The sequence below is a fragment of the Pseudomonas sp. GW822-FHT01E03 genome (genome assembly GCF_058802985.1).
This window is the reverse complement of record NZ_JBXAOQ010000001.1, coordinates 532,511-558,785: the sequence shown is the minus strand read 5'-3', so window position 1 is coordinate 558,785 and position 26,275 is coordinate 532,511. Positions and strand designations below refer to the sequence as shown.

The 26,275-nt window shown below is 59.3% G+C and carries 22 protein-coding genes; 8 read left to right on the top strand and 14 right to left on the bottom strand.

The features are described from left to right. Positions 1-16 precede the first annotated feature (16 nt). On the bottom strand, positions 17-1,699 hold the full coding sequence (gene ilvD / locus AC1RP7_RS02445; protein WP_340315672.1) for a dihydroxy-acid dehydratase: 1,683 nt from the start codon (positions 1,697-1,699) through the stop codon (positions 17-19). A 390-nt stretch (positions 1,700-2,089) separates the two neighbouring features. Between ilvD and mqo the strand changes: the two genes are divergently transcribed. The 3 genes from mqo (at position 2,090) to sorB (ending at position 6,297) form a co-directional block, all read left to right on the top strand. Beyond that, positions 2,090-3,736 (top strand): malate dehydrogenase (quinone), encoded by a 1,647-nt coding sequence (mqo, locus tag AC1RP7_RS02440; protein ID WP_090454830.1) that lies wholly within the window; start codon positions 2,090-2,092, stop codon positions 3,734-3,736. Between the two features lie 637 nt (positions 3,737-4,373). Continuing rightward, positions 4,374-5,633, top strand: coding sequence for a SorA family sulfite dehydrogenase catalytic subunit (gene sorA / locus AC1RP7_RS02435; RefSeq protein WP_493182409.1), 1,260 nt, complete (start codon positions 4,374-4,376; stop codon positions 5,631-5,633). A 10-nt stretch (positions 5,634-5,643) separates the two neighbouring features. After that, entirely contained in the window at positions 5,644-6,297 is a 654-nt protein-coding gene (gene sorB / locus AC1RP7_RS02430; protein ID WP_493182407.1) for a SorB family sulfite dehydrogenase c-type cytochrome subunit, read from the top strand. 76 nt (positions 6,298-6,373) lie between these two features. Here the strand turns inward: sorB and AC1RP7_RS02425 are convergent, their stop codons facing one another. After that, the gene (locus AC1RP7_RS02425) at positions 6,374-7,180 is read right to left on the bottom strand and encodes a glycosyltransferase family 2 protein (protein ID WP_493182405.1); all 807 of its coding nucleotides are present in this window, start codon (positions 7,178-7,180) and stop codon (positions 6,374-6,376) included. 89 nt (positions 7,181-7,269) lie between these two features. Then, complete coding sequence (locus tag AC1RP7_RS02420) at positions 7,270-7,902, bottom strand: dihydrofolate reductase family protein (protein WP_493182403.1); 633 nt, start codon at positions 7,900-7,902, stop codon at positions 7,270-7,272. Positions 7,903-8,169: 267 nt separating this feature from the next. On the opposite strand from AC1RP7_RS02420, the gene AC1RP7_RS02415 reads away from it, so the two are divergent. From AC1RP7_RS02415 to AC1RP7_RS02400, 4 genes are all read left to right on the top strand, one after another. Next, complete coding sequence (locus AC1RP7_RS02415; RefSeq protein ID WP_218498384.1) at positions 8,170-8,742, top strand: hypothetical protein; 573 nt, start codon at positions 8,170-8,172, stop codon at positions 8,740-8,742. A gap of 219 nt (positions 8,743-8,961) precedes the next feature. Beyond that, complete coding sequence (locus AC1RP7_RS02410; RefSeq protein WP_090454836.1) at positions 8,962-9,804, top strand: DUF6502 family protein; 843 nt, start codon at positions 8,962-8,964, stop codon at positions 9,802-9,804. Continuing rightward, complete coding sequence (locus AC1RP7_RS02405; protein WP_493182401.1) at positions 9,801-11,450, top strand: DUF5666 domain-containing protein; 1,650 nt, start codon at positions 9,801-9,803, stop codon at positions 11,448-11,450. Before AC1RP7_RS02410 ends, AC1RP7_RS02405 begins: the two co-directional genes overlap by 4 nt. Positions 11,451-11,552: 102 nt before the next feature. Then, the gene (locus tag AC1RP7_RS02400) at positions 11,553-12,302 is read left to right on the top strand and encodes a hypothetical protein (RefSeq protein ID WP_493182400.1); all 750 of its coding nucleotides are present in this window, start codon (positions 11,553-11,555) and stop codon (positions 12,300-12,302) included. Positions 12,303-12,394: 92 nt separating this feature from the next. Here the strand turns inward: AC1RP7_RS02400 and AC1RP7_RS02395 are convergent, their stop codons facing one another. The 3 genes from AC1RP7_RS02395 to AC1RP7_RS02385 form a co-directional block, all read right to left on the bottom strand. Next, positions 12,395-13,198, bottom strand: a complete 804-nt coding sequence (locus AC1RP7_RS02395; RefSeq protein WP_493182398.1) for a 2OG-Fe(II) oxygenase — start codon at positions 13,196-13,198, stop codon at positions 12,395-12,397. Positions 13,199-13,281: 83 nt separating this feature from the next. Then, positions 13,282-14,091, bottom strand: coding sequence for a glycosyltransferase (locus AC1RP7_RS02390; protein ID WP_493182396.1), 810 nt, complete (start codon positions 14,089-14,091; stop codon positions 13,282-13,284). Positions 14,092-14,423: 332 nt separating this feature from the next. Further along, complete coding sequence (locus AC1RP7_RS02385; protein ID WP_057715369.1) at positions 14,424-14,909, bottom strand: adenosine-specific kinase; 486 nt, start codon at positions 14,907-14,909, stop codon at positions 14,424-14,426. Positions 14,910-15,269: 360 nt separating this feature from the next. Between AC1RP7_RS02385 and AC1RP7_RS02380 the strand changes: the two genes are divergently transcribed. Further along, on the top strand, positions 15,270-16,271 hold the full coding sequence (locus tag AC1RP7_RS02380) for a hypothetical protein (RefSeq protein ID WP_493183935.1): 1,002 nt from the start codon (positions 15,270-15,272) through the stop codon (positions 16,269-16,271). Positions 16,272-16,568: 297 nt separating this feature from the next. Here the strand turns inward: AC1RP7_RS02380 and AC1RP7_RS02375 are convergent, their stop codons facing one another. From AC1RP7_RS02375 to AC1RP7_RS02340, 8 genes are all read right to left on the bottom strand, one after another. Beyond that, complete coding sequence (locus tag AC1RP7_RS02375; protein ID WP_090454838.1) at positions 16,569-16,919, bottom strand: copper-binding protein; 351 nt, start codon at positions 16,917-16,919, stop codon at positions 16,569-16,571. Further along, on the bottom strand, positions 16,916-20,074 hold the full coding sequence (locus AC1RP7_RS02370) for an efflux RND transporter permease subunit (RefSeq protein WP_493182394.1): 3,159 nt from the start codon (positions 20,072-20,074) through the stop codon (positions 16,916-16,918). Before AC1RP7_RS02370 ends, AC1RP7_RS02375 begins: the two co-directional genes overlap by 4 nt. After that, entirely contained in the window at positions 20,071-21,555 is a 1,485-nt protein-coding gene (locus AC1RP7_RS02365; protein ID WP_493182392.1) for an efflux RND transporter periplasmic adaptor subunit, read from the bottom strand. Before AC1RP7_RS02365 ends, AC1RP7_RS02370 begins: the two co-directional genes overlap by 4 nt. Continuing rightward, positions 21,552-22,808, bottom strand: a complete 1,257-nt coding sequence (locus tag AC1RP7_RS02360) for a TolC family protein (protein WP_340315698.1) — start codon at positions 22,806-22,808, stop codon at positions 21,552-21,554. Before AC1RP7_RS02360 ends, AC1RP7_RS02365 begins: the two co-directional genes overlap by 4 nt. 100 nt (positions 22,809-22,908) lie before the next feature. Continuing rightward, positions 22,909-23,250: a hypothetical protein gene (locus AC1RP7_RS02355; RefSeq protein WP_057715362.1), complete on the bottom strand. Its 342-nt coding sequence runs from the start codon at positions 23,248-23,250 to the stop codon at positions 22,909-22,911. A gap of 92 nt (positions 23,251-23,342) precedes the next feature. Beyond that, entirely contained in the window at positions 23,343-24,251 is a 909-nt protein-coding gene (locus tag AC1RP7_RS02350) for a MurR/RpiR family transcriptional regulator (RefSeq protein WP_057715361.1), read from the bottom strand. Positions 24,252-24,378: 127 nt separating this feature from the next. Further along, positions 24,379-25,143 (bottom strand): ABC transporter ATP-binding protein, encoded by a 765-nt coding sequence (locus AC1RP7_RS02345; RefSeq protein ID WP_057715360.1) that lies wholly within the window; start codon positions 25,141-25,143, stop codon positions 24,379-24,381. A gap of 18 nt (positions 25,144-25,161) precedes the next feature. Continuing rightward, the gene (locus tag AC1RP7_RS02340; RefSeq protein ID WP_492588097.1) at positions 25,162-26,274 is read right to left on the bottom strand and encodes a succinylglutamate desuccinylase/aspartoacylase family protein; all 1,113 of its coding nucleotides are present in this window, start codon (positions 26,272-26,274) and stop codon (positions 25,162-25,164) included. Between the last annotated feature and the right edge of the window lies 1 nt (position 26,275).

The window sequence follows — 26,275 nt, the reverse complement described above, 5'->3', positions numbered from 1 at the left end:
ACGCAGGACCAGCGGCCTAAAGATACTTATCCGTCACAGCCCCCTCCGAAGCACTGGACACCGTCTTCGCATACTTGGCCAGCACCCCGCGCTTGTATTTTGATTCCGGCCGCACCCAGCGGCTCTTGCGCTCGGCCAGCACAGCCTCGGAGACGTCCACGGTAATCTGCCGGGTTTCAGCATCGATGATGATCCTGTCGCCATTCTCGACCAGTGCAATCGGTCCGCCCTCAAAGGCTTCCGGCGTGATGTGACCGACCACGAAACCGTGGGAGCCGCCGGAAAAACGCCCGTCGGTGATCAGCGCCACCTCCTTGCCCAGGCCCTTGCCCATGACCGCCGACGTCGGCGAGAGCATTTCGCGCATGCCCGGGCCACCCTTTGGCCCTTCGTAGCGGATCACGATCACTTCGCCGGGCTGGACTTCGCCATTGAGAATGCCGGCCAGTGCACCTTCTTCGCCGTGATAGACCCGGGCCGTGCCTTCGAAGCGCAGGCCTTCCTTGCCGGTGATCTTGGCCACGGCGCCGGTGGGCGAGAGGTTGCCGCGCAGAATGACCAGGTGGGAGTCCTTTTTGATCGGCTGGTCGAAAGGCCGGATCACGTCCTGGCCGGCCGGGTAGTCGGGTACGTTGGCCAGGTTTTCCGCCAGGGTCTGGCCGGTGACGGTCAGCACATCGCCGTGCAGCATGCCGGCATCGAGCATGCGCTTCATCAGCGGTTGAATGCCGCCGATGGCCACCAGCTCGCTCATCATGTATTTACCGCTGGGGCGCAGGTCGGCGACCACCGGGGAAACCTTGCCCAGCTCGACGAAGTCATCCAGGGTCAGTTCGACATCCACCGCATTGGCCATGGCCAGCAGATGCAGCACGGCGTTGGTCGAGCCGGCGAGGGCGATCACCACGCGAATGGCGTTCTCGAAGGCTTTGCGGGTCATGATGTCGCGAGGCTTGAGGTCGAGCTTGAGCAACTCCATGACCTGCTGGCCGGCGCGGAAACTGTCCGACGCCTTGTCGGCGCCGATGGCGTCCTGGGAGCTGGAACCGGGCAGGCTCATGCCCAATGCCTCAATGGCCGAGGCCATGGTGTTGGCGGTGTACATGCCGCCACAGGAACCGGGGCCGGGAATCGCCACTTCCTCGATCTGCTTGACCTGAATCTCGCTGATGTCGCCCCGCGCGTGCTGGCCCACGGCCTCGAACACGGAAATGATATCGGTATGGCCGGCCCCCGGCTGGATGGTGCCGCCGTAGACAAAGATCGACGGGCGATTCAGCCGCGCCATGCCGATCAGGCACCCCGGCATGTTCTTGTCGCAACCGCCGATGGTCACCAGGCCGTCGAAACCTTCGCAACCGGTGACCACTTCGATGGAGTCGGCGATCACCTCGCGGGACACCAGCGAATACTTCATGCCTTCGGTGCCGTTGGCGATGCCGTCGGAAATGGTGATGGTGTTGAATATCACGCCCTTGGCACCGGCGGCATTCGCGCCTTTTTCGGCTTCGAGCGCCAGCTTGTCGATGTGCATGTTGCAGGGCGTGACCATGGCCCAGGTCGAGGCGATGCCGACCTGCGGCTTGGTGAAGTCTGCATCGGTAAAGCCCACGGCCCGCAGCATGGCGCGTGCCGGTGCGGCCTCTACGCCGTCGATTACCTGAGAGGAGTACTTGCGCAGATCGTCTTTGTCGCTCATGACTGCTCCTATCGCTGAGGCTGTTGCTCACACGCTCGTTGAGAAAAACAGGATGAGTATAGAAGGCCGGGCGCCCGGGCCCGGGCTAACCGGTCGGGAACAGACGCGCGGGTAAGCCTTGTCGTGATATTCTTCGCGACAACTTGGTTTGATCTATTCAGTTTTCCTGTCCTTGAGACGGGCGAGCAGAATCACTGTCGCTCAAGTAGCTGAAGCCAATAAAGATAAAAAGTCAGTTCAGAAGGGACATTAAAGTGGGGTCGATGCGGTTCGTCGGCCTTGTGTGCCCACCCTGCAATCCTTGAGTGCCGCACCCGTGACTGCCGTGAAACACGGGGTTGTGCGCATGAGGATGGAAGGGCGGATGGCGTTTTATCATAGGTGCTACAGATGTTTAAGAAAGTGAACACAGCCCTGCTGGGGCTGGCCTTGTCGTTGGGGATGACGACAGCCCAGGCCGAAGAAGCCAAGAAAGTCGACGTACTGCTGATCGGCGGCGGCATCATGAGCGCGACCCTGGGTGTGTGGCTCAATGAGCTGGAACCCGGCACTTCGATGGAAATGATCGAGCGCCTCGACGGCGTCGCCCAGGAAAGCTCCAACGGCTGGAACAACGCCGGTACCGGTCACTCCGCCCTGGCCGAACTGAACTACACCCCTGAAGACGAGAACGGCAAGGTTTCGATCCCGAAGGCCGTTGAAATCAACGAAGCGTTCCAGATCTCCCGTCAGTTCTGGGCCTGGCAGGTTCAGCAAGGCGTGCTGAAGAACCCGCGTTCGTTCATCAACTCCACACCGCACATGAGCTTCGTGTGGGGCGATGACAACATCAAGTTCCTGAAAAAACGCTACGAAGCCCTGCAAGCGAGCCCGCTGTTCGCTGGCATGCAGTACTCCGAAGACCCGGCTGTGATCAAGCAGTGGGTGCCGCTGATGATGGAAGGGCGTGACCCGAGCCAGAAGATCGCGGCCACCTGGAGCCCGCTGGGTACCGACGTGAACTTCGGCGAAATCACCCGCCAGTTCGTTGCGCACCTGCAAACCACGCCGAAGTTCGACTTGAAGCTGTCCAGCGAAGTACAGGACATCACCCGGAACGAAGACGGCAGCTGGCGTGTCAGCTACAAAAACCTGAAAGACGGCAGCAAGACCGAAACCGACGCCAAGTTCGTGTTCATCGGCGCCGGCGGCGGTGCCCTGCACCTGCTGCAGAAGTCCGGCATTCCTGAAGCCAAGGAATACGCAGGCTTCCCGGTAGGCGGCTCGTTCCTGGTGACCGAGAACCCGACCATCGCCGAGCAACACCTGGCCAAGGCCTACGGCAAAGCCTCCGTTGGTGCACCGCCGATGTCGGTTCCGCACCTGGACACCCGCGTGCTGGACGGCAAGCGCGTGATCCTGTTTGGCCCGTTCGCGACCTTCAGCACCAAGTTCCTGAAAGAAGGTTCGTACCTGGACCTGCTGACCACCACGACCACCCACAACGTGTGGCCAATGACCAAGGTCGGCATCAAGGAATACCCGCTGGTCGAGTACCTGGCAGGCCAGTTGATGCTGTCTGACGAAGACCGCCTCAACGCCCTGAAGGAATACTTCCCGAACGCCAAGGCTGAAGACTGGCGCCTGTGGCAAGCCGGCCAGCGCGTGCAGATCATCAAACGTGATGAAGCCGCTGGTGGCGTGCTGAAACTGGGCACCGAAATCGTCGCTTCGCAAGACGGCAGCATCGCCGGCCTGCTGGGCGCCTCCCCAGGCGCATCGACCGCTGCACCGATCATGCTGACCGTGCTGCAGAAAGTGTTCAAGGACAAGGTCGCGACCCCTGAGTGGCAGGCAAAACTGCACCAGATCGTACCGAGCTACGGCACCCAGCTGAACGCCAGCCCTGAGAAGGTTGCTGAAGAATGGGCCTACACCGCCAAGGTGCTGGAACTGACTCCGCCACCAGCGGTGATTGCGCCGGCTGTGAAGCCAGTGACTGTCGATACGGATGCGAAAGCGCCGAAAGCTAGTGCTGCGAGTGATATGGCTCTCTAATTAGACTGCCGGATCAAAAAAAGCCCACTGAACCGGCGACGGTCAGTGGGCTTTTTTGCTCTCGGATCCCTCGAAATACCCCTGATTCCCTGTAGGAGCGAGCCTGCTCGCGAAAAACGCCAGGACAACGCGGGCACTCAGGCAGCACGCGTTATCGTTGACGTCCATCGCGAGCAAGCTCGCTCCTACAAGCTGGCGTTTATGCAATTTGGACAGACCATTGCCTTGGCGGCAGCAGGCGAGGGCAGTTTTTAGACTGATGTGAAAAAACCCACTGAACCGGCGACGGTCAGTGGGTTTTTTTGTGGGAGATGGCACAGGCAACGCTTTGAGCTCGGAGCGTCTACGCCGGCCGTAACGGGGGTTCCTGTCATCAATTGTCAAGTCACTGACGCTCAATGAGAAGCAGACAGTTCGGCCCTGACGATACTGGTTTGTTTTCCGACCTCGGTAAGGCGAAACCGTAAGCCTGATACCTCTCCGCCCTGGCGGGAATTTGTAGGAGCGAGCTGGCTCGCGATGGACTCAAGTGCGCCGCGTTTAGTCAGTAAGCACGCGTTTTCGTTAACAATCATCGCGAGCAAGCTCGCTCCCACAGTCAGTTGCATCTCAATAAAACAATCATAGAGAGCGCAGAATGAAGTTCAGTTTTGTAGACAGCAGCCAGCCGAGCCGCCGGCGGGTTTTACGCGATGCTTTCACTTTGGCTTTGGCGGCCTCGCCGTTGGCAAGCCTGGCCAGGGCATCCGACGAATCCGCAGCGGCCAGTGAATCCGTCGAAGACGTGACCTTTGCCGCAGGCCCACGACCGCTGGTGCAATACCCGCAAAAACGCCCGTTGACCCTGGTGACTACTCGGCCGCCGCATCTGGAGACGCCGTTCCCGGTCTTCAACGAAGGACCGATCACGCCCAATGACGCCTTTTTCGTGCGTTACCACCTGGCCAATTTCCCGACCAGCATCGATCCGGACAGTTACCGCCTGACGATCAAGGGCTCGGTCGACACGCCGCTGTCGCTTTCCCTTGCCGAGCTCAAGGCCCTTGCCGCACCGGTGGAAGTGGTGGCCGTCAATCAGTGTTCGGGTAACAGTCGTGGCTTCTCGATGCCTCGCGTGTTCGGCGCACAGTTGGGCAATGGCTCCATGGGCAATGCGCGCTGGGTAGGGGTACCACTCAAGGCGGTATTGGAAAAGGCCGGTGTGAAAGCCGAGGCCCGGCAAGTGACCTTCCGTGGGCTCGATAAGCCGGTGTTGCCGAGCACGCCGGAGTTCATCAAGGCGCTGGATATCAGCCATGCCATGGACGGCGAGCCCATGATCGCGTGGTCGATGAATGGCACCGACCTGCCATTTCTCAACGGATACCCGATTCGTCTGGTGGTGCCAGGCTACTTCGGCACGTACTGGGTCAAGCACCTGAGTGAGATCGAAGTCGTCGACCATACCTACGACGGTTTCTTCATGGCCAAGGGTTACCGGGTTCCGGATAACGATTGCTTCTGTATTGCCCCAGGCACCACGGCGGCGAAAACCCAGCCGATTTCCAGATTGCCGGTCCGCAGTTTCATCACCAGTGTTAAACACGGCGATGTATTGCCGCTGAACAAAAGCGTGGTGCTCAAGGGCATCGCGTTCGACGGTGGCGTTGGGGTCAACAAGGTGGAAGTGTCGATCGACGGCGGAAAAACCTGGCGTGAATCCACGCTCGGGCAGGACCTTGGCCGTTACTCCTTCCGTGAGTGGACGCTGCCGATCACCTTTACCGGCAAGGGCGCCACACCGTTGATGGTGCGGGCCAGCAACAGTGCTGGCGAGACGCAACCGCTGCAGGCCGACTGGAATCCCGCTGGCTACCGCCGCCACGTCGTCGAAACCACCCACGTGACCGTCGTCTGAGGAGGGCCGCATGAAACTTGTGAAATGCATGACCGCCTTGCTCTGCGCGGCTCAGGTTTGTCTGGCCACCCTGGCTGTCGCCGCGCCGCTGTCCATCACGCTGCCGCCTGAAACGGCTGCGTTCAAGCCCAGCACGATGCCTGGCTACGCTTTGGCGCAGCAGAAGTGTTCCGTCTGCCATTCGGCCGACTACATCAACTTCCAGCCGCCTGGTATGAGCCTGGCGCAGTGGACCGCTGAAGCGGGCAAGATGCGGCACGTGTACGGTGCCCCGATCAGCGACCGGGATGTGAGTGTTATCGGCGCTTACCTGGCGGTGACCTACGGCAGTGCGAAGGCCAATGATGCCGATGTTCTGGCGGCTTCGAACGCCCCGGTGGCCCAGCTCCCGGTGGTGGCTGGGGCTGGGGCAAAAGTCGATGCCAAGGTCTTGCTGCAGAACAACGCCTGTCTGTCCTGCCACGCGACCGATCACAAAGTGGTAGGCCCGGCCTACCGCGATGTGGCGGCCAAATATGCCAAGGACCCGCAGGCAATGGACAGGCTTATGTCCAGCATCCAGCACGGTGGCAGCGGGAAGTGGGGGGATGTGCCCATGCCGCCTTTCACGCAGTTGAGCCCGGACGACCTGAAAAGCCTGGCGACTTTTATCCTGCAACAGTAAGTCAGTCTCAGCCTGATGCGAAAAGCCCACTGAACCGGCGACGGTCAGTGGGCTTTTTTTGCGGGCGCGGGTTTGTTCAAGATATCGAGGAGTGGGTTGCACTGAAGCGCTTGAGAATGTCCTGGTACATTTTCGTCCGTCGATGACCTTGGCCATATCCGCCCGCAGCAGCGACGGTGCCAGACTGGACGTGGTCCAGGTACTTGAAGATTTTGCCGGGCGAAAGGAACACGACTTTGTAGCCAAGCCTGATCACGCGGTCTTGCAGCTCATAACCGGGTACACGGTCATCGATCTGGAAATGCAACCCCTGCTGCTTCATCAGCCTGCCATTCCATAGCGTGCAAAAGCTTTTCAAGTGGGTTTCCTTGTAGGGTTTCGGCTCCTTCGAGCGCAGGCCGAGCGATTGCTTCAGGCGTCGGTAGTGGTGCTTGATCAGGCGTGAAGTGAAGCGCCAAACGGTCCTTGGCAGTCCGCGGTTGAGTTGCTCCGTGCAACCGACCGCGATGACGTTTTGATCCTTGGTGCAGTGGTCCATCATCATCGCAAAGACGTTTGCATCGAAGACGAACGTGTCGGTGTGCATCAGGAACAGGTAGTCGGTATTGACCCTGGCCAGCGCCATGTCCAGCGCTTTGCCATGGGCGATGTGCCCCGGTTCTTTGGTGGGGGCATCGCGTTCGATCAGGTTGATCCAGTCGAGCGAGCGCAAATACTCGACGCTGGCGTCCGCCGAACCGTTATCGACCACCCAGACCGCAATGCCTGATTTTTGGACATGCTCCTGCAACAGTTCCAGGCAGATCCTGGTGAGCTCCGGGGTTTTGTAATTAACCAGAACGATGCTGAACGGTGGCTTGGCGTTTGTATCGACACGACCCATCTTCGAAATGCTCGACGACTCAAAAGAGTCGAAGACTAAAGGGGCAACCTTAGTTCAAGCTTAATTTCACCTGGGCGACACGACGCTGGCTATCGCTGCCTGACGCCTTCGAATGAACCTGTACGCACTTCGCCACTGCGGATGTAGCGGGCGATCAGCACACCCCCGGGTGAGTTGATCGAATTCACCAGGGTGAAGGCAGACGCTTGTGCGTTGTCGTCGAACAGGCGCTTGCCGCGCCCCAGCAGGATGGGATGAATCATCAGCCGCAACTCGTCCACCAGGCCGGCGGCAAGCAGTTGGCGCACCAGATCGCCGCTGCCTTGGGTCAGCAGCTGAGGACCTTCCTGGCGTTTAAGCGCGTTGATCGCGTCGACCAGGTTGCCCTCCAGCGCATGACTGTTGTGCCAGGCCAGCGAGTCGGCGCGATGGGTGGCCACATGCTTGGGGACGGCGTTGAACAGGTCCGCGATGGTGTGATGGGTTGAATCGGCCTGAATATTCGGCCAATAGGCGGCGAAGATGTCGTAGGTGCGACGCCCCAGCAGCAACTCGAATGGCTGCGAGAACAGGTCCTGTACAGCCTGGCCGGTGGTTTTGTCGGCGTAGGGCACGATCCAGCCACCGAAGCGGAATCCGCTACTGGAATCCTCTTCGGGCCCGCCAGGCGCTTGCATGACGCCGTCCAGACTCACGAATGCGGCAACGGTCAGTGTGCGCATGCTCTTCTCCTGATTCATTCCGGTTTAAGCGTTTAGACCGGGAAGTCTGCAATTCCTTGAGACCGTTCCCTGAAAGGTAGTCGAACCAGACGCTGTGAAATCGACAACAAAGTGCGCGGCCCATATACGACGAAGGTCGTATGGTGGTCTGTGCAGGTGCGTGTTAGCGAGGATTTGTCTTGAAGGTGCAATTGCAAATTTGTATCATTCGGTTTCAATTCAGCGAAGCAGGGAACGCAGCGCCAAAACAATAATAAGGTCAAGGCAATGCTCAAAATGCTTCTCGTGTACGGTCATCTGCTCGCTACGTGTATTGCCCTGGGGAGGGTGTTGCAGGCGGATCACAAGCTTTGGAGTTGGCGCAAGGAAGTACTGGACCAGGCGAGGCTTGAATACCTCGATGAAACTCAGAAGATCGTCAGCCTTGCACTGCTGGCCCTTTGGGCAAGTGGACTGTTGCTGGTGCTTCAGGGTTACCTCAATGAAGGCGACGCGTATCTGCTCAATCAGAAACTCTGGGCCAAGGTGACGGTCGTCGCGCTGCTGAGCCTCAACGGTGCACTCTTGCATCGAGTCGGCTTCCCGCTGCTGCAAAAGGCTCCATTCGTCGCACTGCGCAGTGCAGGCCGCACGCGGCTGGCCTTGTTGGGTGCGCTTTCCATGAGCGGTTGGCTATTCGCCGCTTTCCTGGGCGTGGCTCGAGCCTGGAATCACGTGTTGCCTTACCTGCATGTGATGGGCGCATTCGTCGCATTCTCGTTGCTGGCCTGTTGCGTGGCACTGGCAGTTGCCGGCAGGGCGGGCAGTGTCGATGCGCCAAAATCCTCGGTACCGGGGTAGCGATCAGCACGGCGTATTTCATACCTGTAAATTCGGGTCAGCTTCATTGCGCGGGAAAAGTTCCCGCGCATAAAATTCAGGCGAAACTGTAAGACTGACGAATTGCTCCCAAGCTGCTCCCGGATAGCAACGGGTATTGCGTTGGCACGGCTCTCGGTAAATTCATGGGATTATTTCCCACGCGGCTATACTGGGGTTATCTACCCAGGAATTCGCTGAATGCAATCGTCAACGCTGCCCACCTCGCTCCTCAAAGCCTTGCGACATGTCATGCGGCCGCTGGTGCGCCTGATGCTGCGCAAAGGCGTCACCTACCTGGTGTTTGCCGACCTGCTCAAGGAGGTTTTCGTCGAAGTGGCGGACCGTGAGTTCCGCCTGGGCGAGAAGGCACCGACCGACAGCCGCATCAGCCTGCTCACCGGTGTGCACCGCAAAGATGTACGGCGCTTGCGCAATGCCGGTGATCCGGCTGCTTCCACGCTTCCGGAAAACATCACGTTTGGTGCACAACTGGTCAACGCCTGGGCCAGCGCGCCTTTCTGCAACGACGCCGGCCAGCCACTGCCGTTGCCTCGATTGGCCAGTGTCGGCGGCGACCGCTCCTTTGACGCCTTGGTGGCGAAGGTCAGTACCGATATCAGGGCGCGGGTGGTGCTGGACGAGTGGCTGCGCCTGGGGGTCGTGCGCCTTGACGAACAAGAGCGCGTGCACCTTGAAGCCCAGGCCTTCGTGCCACAAAAGGGCTTCGATGAGAAAGCGGCTTACCTGGGGCACAATCTGCACGATCATGCTTGCGCTGCGGTTCACAACCTGAGCAGCGAAGCCCCGGCCTTTTTTGAACGCAGCGTCCACTATGACGCACTGGCCCCGATGAGCGTCGAGGCGTTACGCGAGGCCGTGGCCAGCGAGGGAATGCAGGCCCTGTTGAGCTTCAACCGACTCGCCGCCGAACTGGAGTCCCGGGACCTGCCCAGCCTTGAACCGCGCCAGCGCATCACAGTCGGCTTGTACTTCTACACTGAAGCTTCCGATCCCAACTCGCCAACAGCCCCTGAACCATGACCGTCAAATTGCGCCTGATTCGTGCAGTCGCCCTCGTTCTGGGCCTCGGGCTTGCAAGTGTGTTGCAAGCCGCCCCAGCCTGTGTCAGCCAGAATGATGCGGGCACCAGCGAAGTGCCGGTCATCGAGGCACCTGGTGGCACCGGCGGCACGGGCGCAACACCTGGCGGCATGGGCGGTACCGGCATCGACACCGACAACGGTGGGATCGGTGGTACCGGCGCACCACTGAAAAAGAGCCCTGGCGGCATTGGCGGCACCGGTGCCGTTGCAGGTGGAGTGGGTGGCACGGGCATCAGCAACGATAACGGAGGAATCGGTGGCACCGGCATTGTCGGCACCATCACCGGGTTCGCCTCGATCTGCGTCAATGGCGTGGAAGTGCACTTCAACAAAAACGTTCCTGTCAGCGAGAACGGCATCGCCAGCTCCAGTACCCGCCTGGCGGTAGGCCAAGTGGTTGCCGTGGAAGCGTTCAATTCCCGGCGCGGTCTGGAGGCCGGGCGCATTTCTATCCTGCACGCCTACGAAGGCCCTTTGACAGCCCTGCCGCGCGACTCCATGCCCATGCGCGTCATGGGGCAACCGGTACGCCTGGCCAACGGTGCCCAGGTCGCTGCCGGCCTGCGTCCGGGGGATCCCGTGCGGGTCAGCGGGCTGCGCGATGCTCGTGGCGAAGTGGTGGCCAGCCGCATCGATCGGGCGCCCGGCCTCAAGGAGGCCAGTGCCATCGGCCCGGTGGATCGCAGTGGCTATCTCCAGGGGCTCAAGCTCAGCAATCACCCAGGCCCGGCGCAGGAAATGCTGGTGCGCGGCCATTGGTCCGGCCGCGAGCTGGACGTGAACCAAAGCCGCCCCGATCCGAGCCTGCCTTTCATTGGCCGGGCACACAATGCGGTGATCGAGGGTCTGGTACAGGGCCGGCAGGACCGCCATTTGGTGGTGGGCGGCATTAATGTGACGCTGGCGCACGACACCGTGTTTGTCGGTGTGCAGGCTTCGGAGCTGGCGCTGGATCGACGGGTGCGGATCAACGGCGTGTTCACCGGCGCGCGGGAGGTGCAGGCAACGCGTATTGAATTGCCCCGCGATCGCTCCGATTCACCAGCGAGCAACCGGCACGGACGACATGGCACCAACGAGCAAGACACCGACGACTCAAGTGGCTCGGGCAACTCGATTGACTCAAGCGGCTCGGGCAACTCGATCGACTCAAGTGGCTCCGACAACTCCGGCAACTCTGACAGCTCGGGGAGTTCAGGGAGCTCGGGCGGTGACAGGAGCGGCCGCTCCGAGAGCGAAGGCCGCGTTGTCGACGATACTCGCCACGGGGGGAGTGACAGCCATGGCGGTGGCGACAAGATTGAACGCGTGGACGTGGACGTGGACGTGGACGTGGACAAGTCCGGCAAGTCAGAGCGAGTCGAGAGGGTCGAGCAATCCGGCAAAATCGAGAAAGTGGAGAGGGTAGAGAAGGTAGAGAAGGTAGAGAAGGTGGAGAAAGTCGAACGTCCGGAGAAAGTCGAGAAAGTTGATCGGCCAGAAAAGGTTGAGAAGATAGACAAAGTAGATCGGCCAGAAAAAGTTGAGAAGGTCGAAAAAGTCGAGCCGGTTGAAAAAGTCGATCGCTCTGGCAAGTCGGGTTAAACAGTGCAGTCATGATGCACTTTCGTCATAAGTAACTAGGCTGGGTAAGTCACGCAACAAATCATGCGTGTGAACTTCGATGACGTCAGACACGAGGTGAACATGGATCCCAAGCGCATCCTGCTCGTCGGTTGGCTTGCCAGCCTGGCTTTGCCGACCTTGGCCGATACCTTTACGACCTCGATCGGAACCGACTACTCCCGGGGCGACTATGGCACCGGTACGACTTCCGAAACATGGTACGTCCCGCTGGTGGGCAGATACGAAACCGGCCCCATGACCTACAAGCTCACCGTACCCTGGCTACGCATCACCAATCCTTCAGTCGGCCCTGACGGCGAGCCGCTGCCCGGCGGCTGCGGCAAGGTGGAAAGCGGTCTGGGCGACACCGTTGCCGGTGCCGACTATGCTGTGCTGGACGGCAGCGTTGGCGGGCTGTTCGTGGACCTGATCGGCAAGGTCAAGTTGCCAACCGCCGACGAAGACGAGTGCCTGGGCACCGGCAAAACCGACTATTCCGCCCAGGTCGATGTCGCCAAAGCCTTCGGTCCTGTGACCGGGTTCGCGACCCTGGGCTGGAAAAAGTTCGGCGACCCGTCGGGCTCCGAATTCGACAACCCGATATTCGCCGGCCTGGGCTTTGCCATGCCCGTGTTCGTGCGCACCACGGCGGGCGTGTCCTACGACTGGCGGCAGAAGGTCGTTTCCACGGGTGACGAAATCAAGGAGTTGACGCTCTTCCTCACGCACAAGCTCAATCAGGAATGGAAGTTTCAGTTATATGCCGTCAAGGGCTTTTCCGACGCCAGCCCGGACGGCGAGGCCGGGCTGTTGCTCAGCCACGCTTTCTGATTCCTGGCCATTGCCTGTCAGGTAACTTCCAGCATTGATGCGTTTCACCGCCTCGACTCAGGCCCTTGCCTCACTCCCGGGCGTTTTGCAGTTCAGTTTTTCTTCTTGATCAGTTTATTGATGTAGTACTTCAGGCTCAAACGATCCTTGGGCCTTGGTTTGTAGTGGGTTTTGTTTCTTTGTGCCGGATCGACCGCCATGGTTCCCGCGGTGTAGTAATAAAGCGCAATAGACCTGCGGGTGATGTGTTCCGGAGTCGTTAAAGGCTCCGGGTGCCCATGATTGCTGTCCTTGTCTGTGTTGAAAATGACACAGCGATTGTAGATGGGCAGGACTTTTTTAAGGCAGGTCTTCATGCCGACATCCCAAAGTTCCAGGTTGCCGCCGTATTCCTCTTGCCAGTCTTCATTCAGATAAATGATGATGTTCAGTCTGCGTTCAACATTAAGTTTTTTGTTGAGCCGGAAGTCCGAGTGCACCCCCAGGAAACCACCGCTTTTTGTTTCGTGCAGGCCGCCACCGGTAAAGTAGGGGTCGGGTATCAAGCCTTCGATGCCAGTGAGCTTTTCAAGAAACTGCAACATGGGGGCCGAGTTAAAGGCGTTGAAAACAGTCTTCAAATAAGGGTCGCATTCGTTGGGACTGATTTGACGTTTGCGTTGACCTTTATAGCCGCGCTCGTAGAGCATTTCGTTGTTGGTTGGCTCGACCGGGAAATGCGAGCAGATGCTCGCAATCAGGTCTTCGTGCAAGAAGTTGTCGATGACTATGTGCGGAAATGGCGTAGCCTGAACATAGCTATCGGTCAATGAGGCACCAAAGGCGCTGGCGGCATTCTGGTCGAAATCAAGCTCCGGGGACAGGGTGATAGGTAGTGCCTGAGTGATGGGTGCCATTACCGCTCCAATGACCTGATATAAAAACCTGTGGGTGACTTCATGCAGCGTTGAATGCACTGCTCGTTGCGTCTATTCGCAACTCAATTTGTTCTGTCGTCCTTGTTCAGACGCTTAAGGATGTTGTTGTACATTTTGGTTCGTCTATGATTTTTAGCATAGCCGCCAACCGCTGCAACAGTGCCGGACTGTATGTGATCCAGATAGCTGAAAATTTTACGCGGTGATAGCATTTCAACGACATAACCCAGTTCGGTCATGCGGTCCTGAAGCGTATAGCCTGGCACGCGATCATCCATCGAAAAGTGCATGTTGTGCTGTTTTACAAGTTTGCAGTTCCACAATGTGCAGAAACTTTTCAAATAGACTTCTTTGTACGGCTTTGGTTCTCTGGAGCGCAATCCCATGGAGATTTTCAGGCGTCTGAAGTGATGCTTGAATAGTCGCGAGCTATAGCGCCAGACAGTTCTTGCGGTACCGCGGTTAATTTGCTCGACACAACCGACGGCCACGACTTTTGGGTTTCTCAAGCATTTATTCAGCATCATCGGAAAAACATTTTTGTCGAAAACAAATGTATCAGTGTGCATCAGGAATAAATAATCGGTGTCAATTCGATCGAGAACCAGGTCAAGTGCCTTGCCATGGGCAATATGGCCCGCTTCTGGTTCGGAAACAGAGCGTTCAATCAAATTGATCCAGTCAAGCGTTCGTAAGTACTCAGTGCTCTCATCGGCGGAATAGTTGTCAACCACCCATACCGGGACACTGTTGCTGCCAAAATGCTGGTGTAATAAGTCCAGGCATATCTTGGTGATTTCAGGTGTTTTGTAATTTACTATAACTACGCTGAAGGTTTTGGAGTTTTCAGTCAGTAAGTCAGGGTTGTTCATCGTTCAGGTGCTCAATGTTATTCTATTTAATTGTATGAGTTAACTTGTATACAATTTTTTCTTGTTTGCCGCGCAAAAACTTGCATGGCCATAGAGCACAATTTGTTAAGTCGCTTTGTCATGCATAATAACCACGGGCTGCTCAGACCCGATGGAGAGCGGTAGAAGCGGACTTCATCGTATAAGGATCTGCTCTGCAGGTAAACATTTTGACTTGATTCGTTACATCAGGAGGCTGGCCGGGCCAGCATCCCGGGACGGTGTGAACTGCTCTTGCGCAAGGCATTCAGGTAATTTGTAACGTCATGTGGTGTGCCAGCACGTTCTGCAATTCACTGCTTGTAGCCAATCTGCCGCAACAGGTTCTTGCGCCACAGGATGTCTTCATCGCCTTCGATGTCATTGGCACAAAAGCCATCCACTACGCCAAGGATCGCTCGCCCTTGCTGCGTCTCAGCGAGAATCACTTCGGTTGGATTGGCTGTTGCACAAAAAATACGGCATACCTCTGGAACCATTTTGATGGTGTTCAACACGTTCAGCGGATAAAAACCGTCGCCCAGGAAAATGATGAAGCTATGGCCGGCGGCGATGGCTTTCGCATTTTTCTGTGCAAGTTCAATCATTGAACTATCGGTGCCAGACCATCTCACCAGGCATTGACCAGAGGCTTCACAAAAGGCCACGCCAAACTGGATACCTGGCACGGTATTGACCAGCGCTTCGTGGATGTCCTCGACGGACTTGATGAAGTGCGTCTGGCCCAGAATGAAGTTCGTCGCATCCGGCTTTTCGATTTTCAACGTGATGAGTTGCATCTCAAACGCCTCCTTTCACGATGTTGCCAGGAGAGCCTGGCCACAAACCAAAGCATAGCTACTCATTGGTTATTGCTGCGTCCTCTGTCTGTTTTTGGCCAATTGCTCAACGCGTGCCTTGGACCTGATATGTGGTCGTTGACACTTGGGCTGAGGGTACTAATCTAAGGTGTGTGGGAATATTTCCCACGCATAGATACCAGCTGGCTTTGAGGGACCGTACGGATACCGCAGTGGCTCGCTATTGCTGCAGATTGATGGCCGTGCCGGTTGGCGGGCCGCTCCAATGGGCGGCCGGGAACTCACTGGACATTGCGTTCGATACGGAGGTGAAAACGCAACTCCAATCGGAGGTGCATCATGCTGCTCAAGAAATGTTTGTTGGCTCTGGCAATAGGCGGGGTACTGTCGGCATCGACTGTCCTGGTGCCCGATTACATCAGTAGTTTCTCCAGCGTGTATGCCAAAGATGGCGGCAGCGGCGGTGGTGGTAGCGGCGGAGGCGGTGGCGGTCACGGCGGTGGCGGCGGTTCCGGAGGCGGTGGTCACGGTGGTGGCGGTGGCTCCGGAGGCGGCGGTCACGGTGGTGGCGGTGGCTCTGGAGGCGGCGGTCACGGTGGTGACGGCGGCGGTGGCGGAGGCGGCCATGGTGGCGGCAGCGGCAGCGGCGGTGGCTCCGGCAGTGGAGGCTCCGGAGGCGGTGGTCACGGTGGTGACGGCGGTGGCGGTCATGGAGGAGAGGGTGGCGGTCATGGTGGTGACGGCCACGACGGTGACGGTCGTGGAGGCCCGGGACGCGGCGACGCTGACCATGGTGGTATAGCCGGGAACAAAGGCCCGGGCAATGCGCGTGACAACGACAACGCCAAAGACAATGATAACGATGCCGCAGATGCTGCCAGGGACGCGGCCAGGGCTGATGCCAATGCAGCCCGGGACGCTGCTCGGGCTGATGCAGATGCAGCGCGGGATGCGGCAAAAGCGACTGCGGATGCCGCCCGTGACGCCGCCAGAGCTGAGGCGGATGCAGCCCGGGATGCCGCAAGAGCTGCTGGCGTATCGCGCGCAGAAGCCGATGCAGCCAGAGACGCTGCCCGGGCCGCTGCGGATGCAGCCAGGGACGCTGCCAAGGCCGAGGCAGATGCAGCCAGAGATGCTGCCCGGGCTACCGCGGATGCCGCGAGGGACGCAGCCAAAGCCGAGGCGAACGCAGCCAGAGAGGCTGCCAAAGCTGGGGCGAGGGATGTAGCGGACGCCCCGGATGCACCGGATGCTCCAGACGCACCGGATGCACTGGATGCACCGGATGCTCCAGACGCACCAGACGCGCCGGATTTCGACACGGCTGAGGTGCGGAACTAGGCCTGCATGTTCGGCATTGAACACTGCAGGCATCCCGTAGATTACGTCCCGGGAGTTTGAAGGACGTATCGGCAATGAGTCGCAAGCCCTGAAGAATCTCGGGGCTTGCGACTTTTTTTCGAAATCTGTTGCAGGTCCGAAACACTGACGAGGATGACGCAAGAGGAGACGGAACTGGGCGGGTAAGCAATTGCCAGCCGTTCAAAATCCCCCGAACCCTCCGTTTTTCCTGAACCAGCCGATTTAACGGGTTAGTCCGGCACGACAATATGTGCCGGACACTTCCACCACCGGAATTTACTTGTTAATCGACACGATCGAGGCGCTGTTACCCTCTAGCCGGAAGGAAAACGATACCCGGTCTCCAGGCGCCAACCCTGACAACTGATCTTGCGTCACGGAAAACGCCATCGTCATTGGTGGCCATTGCAGGGCGGGAACGGCGCCGTGGGAGATGGTCACCGTATGCTTCGCAGTATCGATAGCCTTGATCGTGCCTTCGGCATTGGATACCGGAGCCTGTTTTGTTTCCTGCTTCATCGGCATGCCTTCCATGCCGTCCATTTTCATGCCCGGCATGTCCTGCGCGTGGGCAGAAAGTGAAAGCGCGAATAGGGTGCTTGCGACTGCGGTCAGGGTGAGTTTCATATGACTTTACCTTGAGGTGTGGTGGGTACAGGCAGGAGGTGCCGGCGGCGCATCAATCGATAGGCTGCCGGAATGACAAACAGGGACAGCAAGGGGGCCGTGACCATGCCGCCGACCATGGGCGCGGCGATTCGGCTCATCACCTCACTACCGGTTCCGCTGCCCAACAGAATGGGCAGCAGACCGGCAATGATGACGGCAACGGTCATGGCCTTGGGTCGAACGCGCTGTACAGCGCCTTCACGAATCGCCGCCACCAGCCCGCGTTCAGTGCTGTCACCGAGGTCTTCACGTTCGGCCCAGGCGTTTTTCAGGTAGAGCAACATAATCACGCCGAACTCGGCAGAAACGCCGGCCAAGGCGATGAAGCCGACCCCCGTGGCGACCGACAGGTTGAAGCCCAACAGATAGAGAAACCATGCCCCCCCAGTCAGTGCGAATGGCAGAGTGGCCATGATCAGCAGGGCCTCATCGAATCGGGCAAAAGTCAGGTAGAGCAACACGAAGATGATCAGCAGCGTGGCAGGCACCACCAGTTTGAGTCGTGCGTTGGCTCTTTCGAGAAACTCGAACTGTCCCGAGTAACTGAGGCTCATGCCTGGCTGCAACCTGACCTGTTCATTGACGACCCGACGAAGATCGGCAACCACCGAGGCAATATCCCTGCCTCGAACATCGATGTACACCCAGCCTGAAGGCCGTGCGTTCTCGCTCTTGAGCATCGGTGGGCCGTCACTGACCTTGACCTTCGCCACTGTGCCAAGGGTGATCTGACTACCCAGCGGGGTGTAGATCGGCAGTCGTTCCAGGGCGCCGAGCGAGTCGCGCCACTCCCGTGGGTAACGTACGTTGATCGGGAAACGTGCCAGACCTTCAATGGTCTCCCCGACATTTTCACCACCGATGGCACCGGCCACGATGGACTGCACATCGGCGATGTTCAGCCCGTAACGAGCAGCAGCCTTGCGGTCGATATCCACATCGATGTAGCGGCCACCGGTCAGCCGCTCGGCCAGGGCCGAACTGACACCGGGCACGTCCTTGGCCACTCGCTCGACCGCCTGGGTGACCGCATCGATTTCCGCCAGATTGGTGCCGGCAACCTTCACACCGATCGGGCTCTTTATACCCGTCGCCAGCATGTCGATACGGTTACGAATCGGTGGTATCCAGATGTTGGTCAAACCGGGAACGCGCACCACGCCATCCAGTTCCGCCACCAGCTTTTCCTGAGTCATGCCTGCACGCCATTGCTCATGTGGCTTGAACTGGATGGTGGTTTCGAACATTTCCAGCGGTGCCGGGTCGGTGGCGGTTTCGGCACGACCGGCTTTACCGAAGACGTGTTCGACCTCTGGTACGGTCTTGATCAACCGGTCGGTCTGTTGCAGCAGTTGCGCCGCTTTCTGCGCCGACAATCCCGGCAGGGCAGAAGGCATATAGAGCAGGTCGCCCTCGTCCAGCGGGGGGAGAAACTCGCCACCCAGGCGAGACATTGGCCATAGCGCACTGACAAAAACCAACAGCGCGACCAGTAGCGTGATCTTTGGGCGGCGCAAGACCGCGTCCAGGGCCGGCTGATAGATTCGAATCAACCACCGGTTCAACGGATTCTGTTGTTCACTGGGAATTCGCCCCCGAATCCAGTAGCCCATCAGCACCGGTACCAGGGTCACTGACAATCCCGCCGCTGCGGCCATGGCATAGGTCTTGGTGAAGGCCAAAGGGCCGAACAGCCGTCCTTCCTGAGCTTGCAGCGTGAACACCGGAATGAACGACAGGGTGATGATCAGCAGACAGAAGAAAAGCGCCGGGCCTACCTCCACCGCTGCTTCGGTCATTACATGCCAATGACGCTCGCCCTTCAGTTCCTCCCCTGGATTGGCTACGTGCCAGGCCTCAATCTTTTTGTGGGCGTTCTCGATCATCACCACGGCGGCATCGACCATGGCGCCGATGGCGATGGCAATCCCGCCCAAGGACATGATGTTGGCGTTGATGCCTTGGTAGCGCATGACGACGAAGGCAGCAAGCACCCCCACCGGCAGCGAAATGATCGCCACCAGCGATGAGCGCAAGTGCCAGAGAAAGATCCCGCAGACCAACGCGACGACGATGAACTCTTCGATCAGTTTGTGGCTGAGGTTTTCCACCGCGCGGTCGATCAGCTTGCTGCGGTCGTAGGTGGTGACGATTTCCACCCCGGCCGGCAGACTGCTTTTCAGTTCGTCGAGTTTGGTCTTGACCGCTGCAATGGTCTGGCGAGCGTTCTTGCCGCTGCGCAAAATCACCACGCCGCCGACGGTCTCGCCTTCGCCGTCGAGTTCGGTGATGCCACGGCGCATTTCCGGTCCCAATTGGATCGTGGCAACATCGCCAAGGGTCACCGGAACACCGCCCGAACCCAGCTTGAGCGGGATTGCCCGAAAGTCATTGAGCGTTTTCAAGTAGCCGGACGCGCGCACAATGAACTCGGTCTCTGCCATCTCCAGCACCGCGCCACCGGTTTCCTGATTGGCCTTGCCGATAGCGTCGGTCACCTCAGCCTGAGTGATGCCGAAGCTGGCCAGTTTCAGCGGGTCCAGCTGCACCTGGTACTGCTTGACCATCCCCCCCACGGTGGCCACTTCCGCCACGTTGGGCAGGGTCTTGAGTTCGAACTTGAGGAACCAGTCCTGAAGCGCGCGCAGTTGCGCCAGGTCGTGGCCTCCACTGCGATCCACCAGTGCGTACTGGTAGATCCAGCCCACTCCCGTCGCATCCGGCCCCAACGCCGGCTTGGCGCTGGCCGGCAACCGGCTTTGTACCTGGCTCAGGTACTCCAACACCCGCGAGCGAGCCCAGTACAAGTCCGTGCCGTCTTCGAACAGCACGTAAACGAAGCTGTCGCCGAAGAAGGAGTAACCACGCACGGTTCTGGCGCCCGGCACCGAGAGCATGGTGGTGGCCAACGGATAGGTCACCTGATTCTCGACAATCTGCGGCGCTTGTCCTGCATAAGGGGTGCGGATGATCACCTGCACATCCGAGAGATCTGGCAGTGCATCAATGGGTGTGCTCTGCACCGTCCAGATACCCCAAGCCGTGACGAACAACGTCGCCAGTAGTACCAGGAACCGGTTGGCCACTGACCAACGAATGAGGGCAGCGATCATGGCTGGCTCCCCGATTTGGCCAGGCGCTCGACACGCAAGCCATCGTCGGTCTGGCTCACCGTGACCCGAACCTTGTCACCCGCCTTGAGGCCCTGCATCAGCGCCGCACTGGCGAGAGGGAAAGTCATCGTCATGCCAGGCATGCCCAGCGTCTTGAAAGGACCGTGGGCGAGCGTAACTTCTTTGTCGTTGATCTCAACGATCTGCCCATCCGCCTCATGCAAACTGGCGGCTGCTCCACTGGCGGGTGACTCTTGCTCGGAGGTAGTAACAATGCCCTTGAGACTGGCCTCGGAATCGAGGAGGAACTGGCCAGACGTAACCACCTTCCGGCCTTCTTCCAGACCTTTCAAAATCTCCGTCTTGCCATCGCTTTCCTGCCCGGGTTGCACCTCCACCGGGCGGTAGCGGCCGGCGTCTTCGGCGAGCATTACCAGGGCACGTCGGCCAGTGCGAATCACCGCCTCACTAGGCACCCACAACACACTGTGCCCGGTCGAGTGTTTGAGGCGGACCTGCGCGGTCAAACCTGGTCTCAGGCGCCCGTCGGTATTGGGTAACTCGACACGTACGCGAAGGGTGCGGCTGTCCGGATTGGTCTCGGGTAAAATCGCGCTGACCTTGCCATTGAACATTGTCCCCGGGAAGGCGGGCAGTCGCGCTTCGACTGCCTGCCCCACGGTGATGGCTGCGGCATCCGATTCCGGAACGGCCACGGCGAGCCAGACACGGCTCAAGCCATTGACGCGTGCCAGAGTCTCGCCAGCCGTCACGGTCATACCCGCACGTACGTTCAACTCTTGCAGCACACCGCTGATGGGGCTGGTGATGGTCAGGTTCGGCTGGACTTTGCCACTGCGCTCTACCTGGGTGATCAGCGCCGCGGGCATCCCTGTGAGCCGCAGTCGCTGGCGGGCCGCAGCCAACAGGTCGGCATCAGCGTTGCGCTTGAGGGCAAGGAACTCTGTCTGGGCGGCCGCCCACTCCGGCACCAGGATATCCGCCAGTGCCGCATTGGCTTTGAGCAGGTCGCCTGGAGCATGGGCATAGACTCGCTCCACGAAGCCGGCTGTACGTGCCTGTACCACCGCCACATCACGTTCGTTGAATGCCAGGACACCTGTCACATCGAGGCTGGAGTCAAAGACTCCACGGGTGACGGTCGCAAAACGCAGACCGAGATTCTGGGTCAGACCCGGATCGATGCTCACGGTCGCACGATCCTCGTCACCGCTGGCGTACCGGGGTACCAGTTGCATGTCCATGAAGGGGGACTTGCCCGGTTTATCGAACTTTTGCCGCGGATACATGGGGTCGTACCAATACAGTGCCTTGCGTTCGTCCGGCGAATTGAGTTTCTGCTCCCGGGCGGTAACAGGTACCGCGCTCATGCGCGTGTGAGCGAACCAGTAGCCACCGGCAACACCCAATGCCAGCGAGATGCCAACCAGCAATGCTCCGTTCCATTTTTCAAGGATCATTGGCCGGACTCCCCATAAGCAAAATACAGACGCGCACTGGTCAGCGCTCGCTGCTCCTCCACGTCGATCTGTTTGAGTCGGGCTTCGATGAGTTCGCGTCGGGCGGCGACAACGGCGTTTAAATCGCCTGTGCCGGCACGGTAGCTGGCCATGCTGAGTTCGACCTTTTCCCTGGCCAGCGGCAGCAGGCTTTCCTGGTTGCGGGTTACCGCACGATTGAGGCGCTCATAGTCAGCCAGTTCGTTTTCCAGTTGCTGAGTGTGCTCCCGTGACAGGGCTTCGCGCTCAGCCTCAAGCTGGCTGAGTTCAGCCTGTTTGGCTGCGATTTTGGGGTTTTGCCGGGAGTCAGGAAACAGTGGCAAGTCCCAGGACAATTGCACGCTGACCATGTCACCGAACTGGCGATCGCGATGTTGATAGTCAAGCTCCCAACTCCAGTCTGACTTTTTCTCCGACTCGGCTTCACGAACCTTGGCTTGCGCCTCGCGGGTCATCGGCGCAAACGCTGCCAACTCGGGGTGGTGTTGCAGTTTATGGGCGTAGCTCGAGGAATCGACAGGCCACTGCGGCAAGCTGCCCACAGGCTTGTCGTTGGCTGCGGAGCCAATCCAGCGTTTGAGGGCCGATCGGGCCTGCGCTCTCTGAAGCACCAGATCGTCCTGCTGCTCCGCCAGTCGAGCCGCTTCTTGCTTGGGCGTCACCGCATCGGCGGGTTGAGCGCGACCACCGGCAATCCGGGCCCGGACGGTATCGGTCAGCAGGCGGTTTTCTTTGTAGAGGTCCTGGAACAGCGCATCTTTGCGCTCGACTGAGTAGCTGTTGATCCAGGCCAATGCCGTGGACTGGCGTACGTTCAGTCGTGCAACCCGACGCTCGGCGGCAGCGCGATCAACGGCGGCGTTGGCGACCTCGATGCGAGCTTTGCGTTTGTCACCGTTGGGCATCTCTTGCCTGACCCCGACCATTTGCATGGTCATGAAGTCGTCGTTGATGCTCCAGCGATCCGGGCCGCCGATGGGGTAGTTCTGCACACCTGCCAGCAACTTGGGGTCAGGTAATTCACCCGCTGGAATAGCCGCACTGCTGGCAGCCTGAATCTTTGCATCTTGTGCAGCCAGCGACGGCGCATTGTTTTCGGCCAGCCGCAGCGCTTCATCGAGGGTCAGCGTGGCAGCGAAGCTCGGCAATGCCAGTACGCTTGCCGCCAGACCGGCCACGAGGGACCAGCCTGTGCAATAGCACTTGGAGTTCATGTTTACGATTCCTGTGATCATCCACTGCACGCGTCAAAAAGACATGCGCACAGCCAGTCCATCCCGCTAATACGGAATGAGGCTCAATGTTGGACAGGAATCAAACGCGAGGCGGTCGCCATACCCCGGACGGGGTTTGTACGGGCATGGAATCACTGAAGAAGGAAACCACTACGGGGCTGAACACGGTTACAGGAGGCTTGAGGATCGAGACTTGCAGCATACCGCCTGTCTTGCATTCCTGGCCCGGCTTGCAGGGCTTGCCATGCTCTGTCGGGCTTTTCATGTCGTTGCAGCAGTCCATTCCCATGTCATCCATCATCGCCATGCCCATCGTCTTCATCGGGCACGGTTCTGTGGGCGCCTGGACACCCGCCATCCCGCTGAGGGGAAGCACCAGGCTAATCACGAAAATGAGGCAAAACCGCAGGTAGCGTTTCATGGGCTGGAGTGTAGAGGCTGAAATGGACTCTTTCAATTGGATGAATGTTCTCACAGCCTGCCGGCAAGAAGCGGGCGCTGGATTTCCATCGCTCACTTTTTCGCTGGTTTACCGCTGGCAGGGATGTGCAGGTACGACATCACGCTTTCAGTCAGTTCGGTTGCCAGTTTGACCGCTTCTTTATTGCGTGCCATCACGCCGGCAACCAAGCCTTCGATCAAGGCCAGTACGGCGATGTTGGAACTGGTCAGCACCGGGTGATCGCAAGGCGCAAACAGCGTGTGCTCGGCAATGCCGGTGAGCGGCGAGGCGGGTGAGTCGGTAATTGCCAGCACTGATGCGCCACGTTCATTGGCGAAGCGTGCCAGTTGCAGGGTGTCGAGGGAGTAGCGTGGCAGGGAGATCGCCAGCAGCACGTCCTGGTCGGTGATGGCGGCCAGACGGTAAGCGGCGTTTTCGTTACCGCCCTCCATGCTGATGGCAGTGGCGTCCGCACAAAAGGGCATCAGGGTCGAGGCGGCGAGACCGGCGAAGTAGACACTGTTGCCAAAGCCCAGGATGTAGATTTTGCGCGCTTTGGTCAGGCGAGTGACGAAGGCTTCAAAGGTGTCAGCGTGGTTGTTGCTCGCCGCGGTGGCCAGGTTGCTGCTGGCGCTCTGGAGTTGCTCATGCAGACCAAACGCGCCGCCCGGGCGATGGGCAAGTTCGTTGCGCAGTTTGTCGACCGGCGACACCATCTGCTGCAACGTTGCGACCAGTTCGGCCTTCATGCCGCTGTAGCCACCGAGGTCCAGTGCTTTGGCCAGGCGGTTGACGGCGGCGGGTGAGGTCAATGTTTCGTGAGCCATCTCCTCGATGGTCAGCGTCGCGGCTTTGAGCGGGTGACGCAGGATAAAGTCCGCGACCTTGCGCAATGACGGCGGCAGTTCGGAAACGATTTCCGTCAGTTTGCGCATGACCGGCGCGGCATAGACAGTGGTGTCTTTCGATGGGGTGGGCATATCCGGCTCAACATTTCCTGAAGGTGAGAGAAGGGCTGTGCCTGATGCCCTGACAAGGTTGGCTGGAGTGTATCCGAAGCCAACCTTGTCAGGGCAGCGCCGAGCAGTCGATGGGTAGGCGGCGGTCTTACTTCAAGCTCCCGGCCAGAAACTGCCGGAGGCGTTCGGACTGCGGGTTGACCAGCACTTCGCGCGGGTCGCCGCGCTCTTCGACAACGCCCTTGTGCAGGAACACCAGTTGGTTCGAAACCTCGCGGGCAAAGCCCATTTCGTGAGTCACCACCACCATGGTGCGGCCTTCCTGCGCCAGATCCTGCATGACTTTAAGCACTTCGCCGACCAGTTCGGGGTCGAGCGCCGAAGTCGGCTCATCAAACAGCATCACTTGCGGTTCCATCGCCAGTGCGCGGGCAATGGCCACGCGCTGCTGCTCGCCACCGGACATATGCGCCGGCCAGGCGTTCATGCGGTGCGCCACACCGACTTTGTTCAGGTAGTGCTCGGCCTTTTCCCGTGCCTCTTTCTTGCCCAGGCCCAGCACATGCACCGGGGCTTCCATGACGTTTTCCAGAGCGCTCATGTGTGACCAGAGGTTGAAGTGTTGAAATACCATCGATAGCTGCGAACGCATGCGTTGCAACTGCCTGGGCTCGGCCGCCTTCAGCCCGCCAAGCTTGTTGGCCACCAGCTTGAGCGGTTCGCCATTGAGCACGATATTGCCCGCATTGGGTTGCTCCAACAGGTTGATGCAGCGCAGGAACGTACTTTTGCCAGAGCCGCTGGAGCCGATGATACTGATCACGTCACCGGCTTGTGCTTGCAGGGACACGCCGTTGAGCACCTGGTGCGCGCCGTAACTTTTATGCAGGTCCTGAACTTCAAGTTTGTACATGGTTTGAACTCTCTGGAATCAGTCGCTGAGCAAGCGACCCTGGCGAATGGGGGTAGAACCGGCAACTTTGGCCAGCCACAATCCAGGCTGGGCAAAGCGCAGCCGTTCGCGGGCATAGAGAATGCCGTCGGTGCTGGCGCTCACCACGCTATGGCGGTCGGTCAGCGGGTCGATGACCTCGAACAGCGGATCGCCGACCTTGACCTGCGCGCCCAGCGGTTGCAGAAAACTCACCACACCGGGATGGGGCGCACAGGCGTACTGCGCGCCGGCGAATGGCACGGCCTGGCAATGGCTCGGCGGTGCCGCTGGCCAGTCACCGCTGATCAGGCCTTGTTCGGCGAGATACCCGAGAATGGCTTGTGCACTGTCGACGCATTGCTCGCGTTCGGTGTCTGCCATGCCACGCAGTTCGATGGTGGTGGCCACGCACGCCAGGGGAATGTTGGCTTGGGGAAACAGCTCAGCCAGGCGTAGCCATGCAATGGCGCAGGCTTCGTCGAAGGCGCTGCCGCCCGCATCCTCGGCCAATAACGTGACCCCGGCACCGAGGCGAGCGGCCAATGACTGCAGGCGTGGCCAGTTTTGCGGCATCGCATACAACAACATGATCGATTCGAAATCGCAGTGCAGGTCCAGCACCACATCGGCGTCGCAGGCATGCTGCAGCAACAGGCGGCGCAGGCCGTCGAGTTCCGAGGTCGGTGCCGGCATGGCGGTGAGGGCATCGCCCATGGCGCGGCGTATGAGTGCGATGTTGGCGTCGGCATCGCTTCCCAATCGGCCCTCCAGCAGTGGTGCAACGGCATCGACCAACTCCGGGAAGTCGCGATTGAAGTTCTTGCCGCTGGAGAACTCGAAGCGCCCCTGATGGGTGGCCTGGAACATCTGGGCGATACCGATCGGATTGGCCATTGGCACCAACTCGATCACCCCGGTCAGGCGGCCTTGTGTTTCCAGTTCCAGAAGACGGCGCTTGAGCTCGACGGCGACGCGCATCCCTGGCAATTCGTCGGCATGCAATGACGCCTGGATGTACGCTTTGCGTGCTCCACTGCCAAAACGAAACAGTGACAGCGTTCGTTCGGTGCCCGAGGCACTCCACGGCAACAGGTATTGAATGTGCTCCATA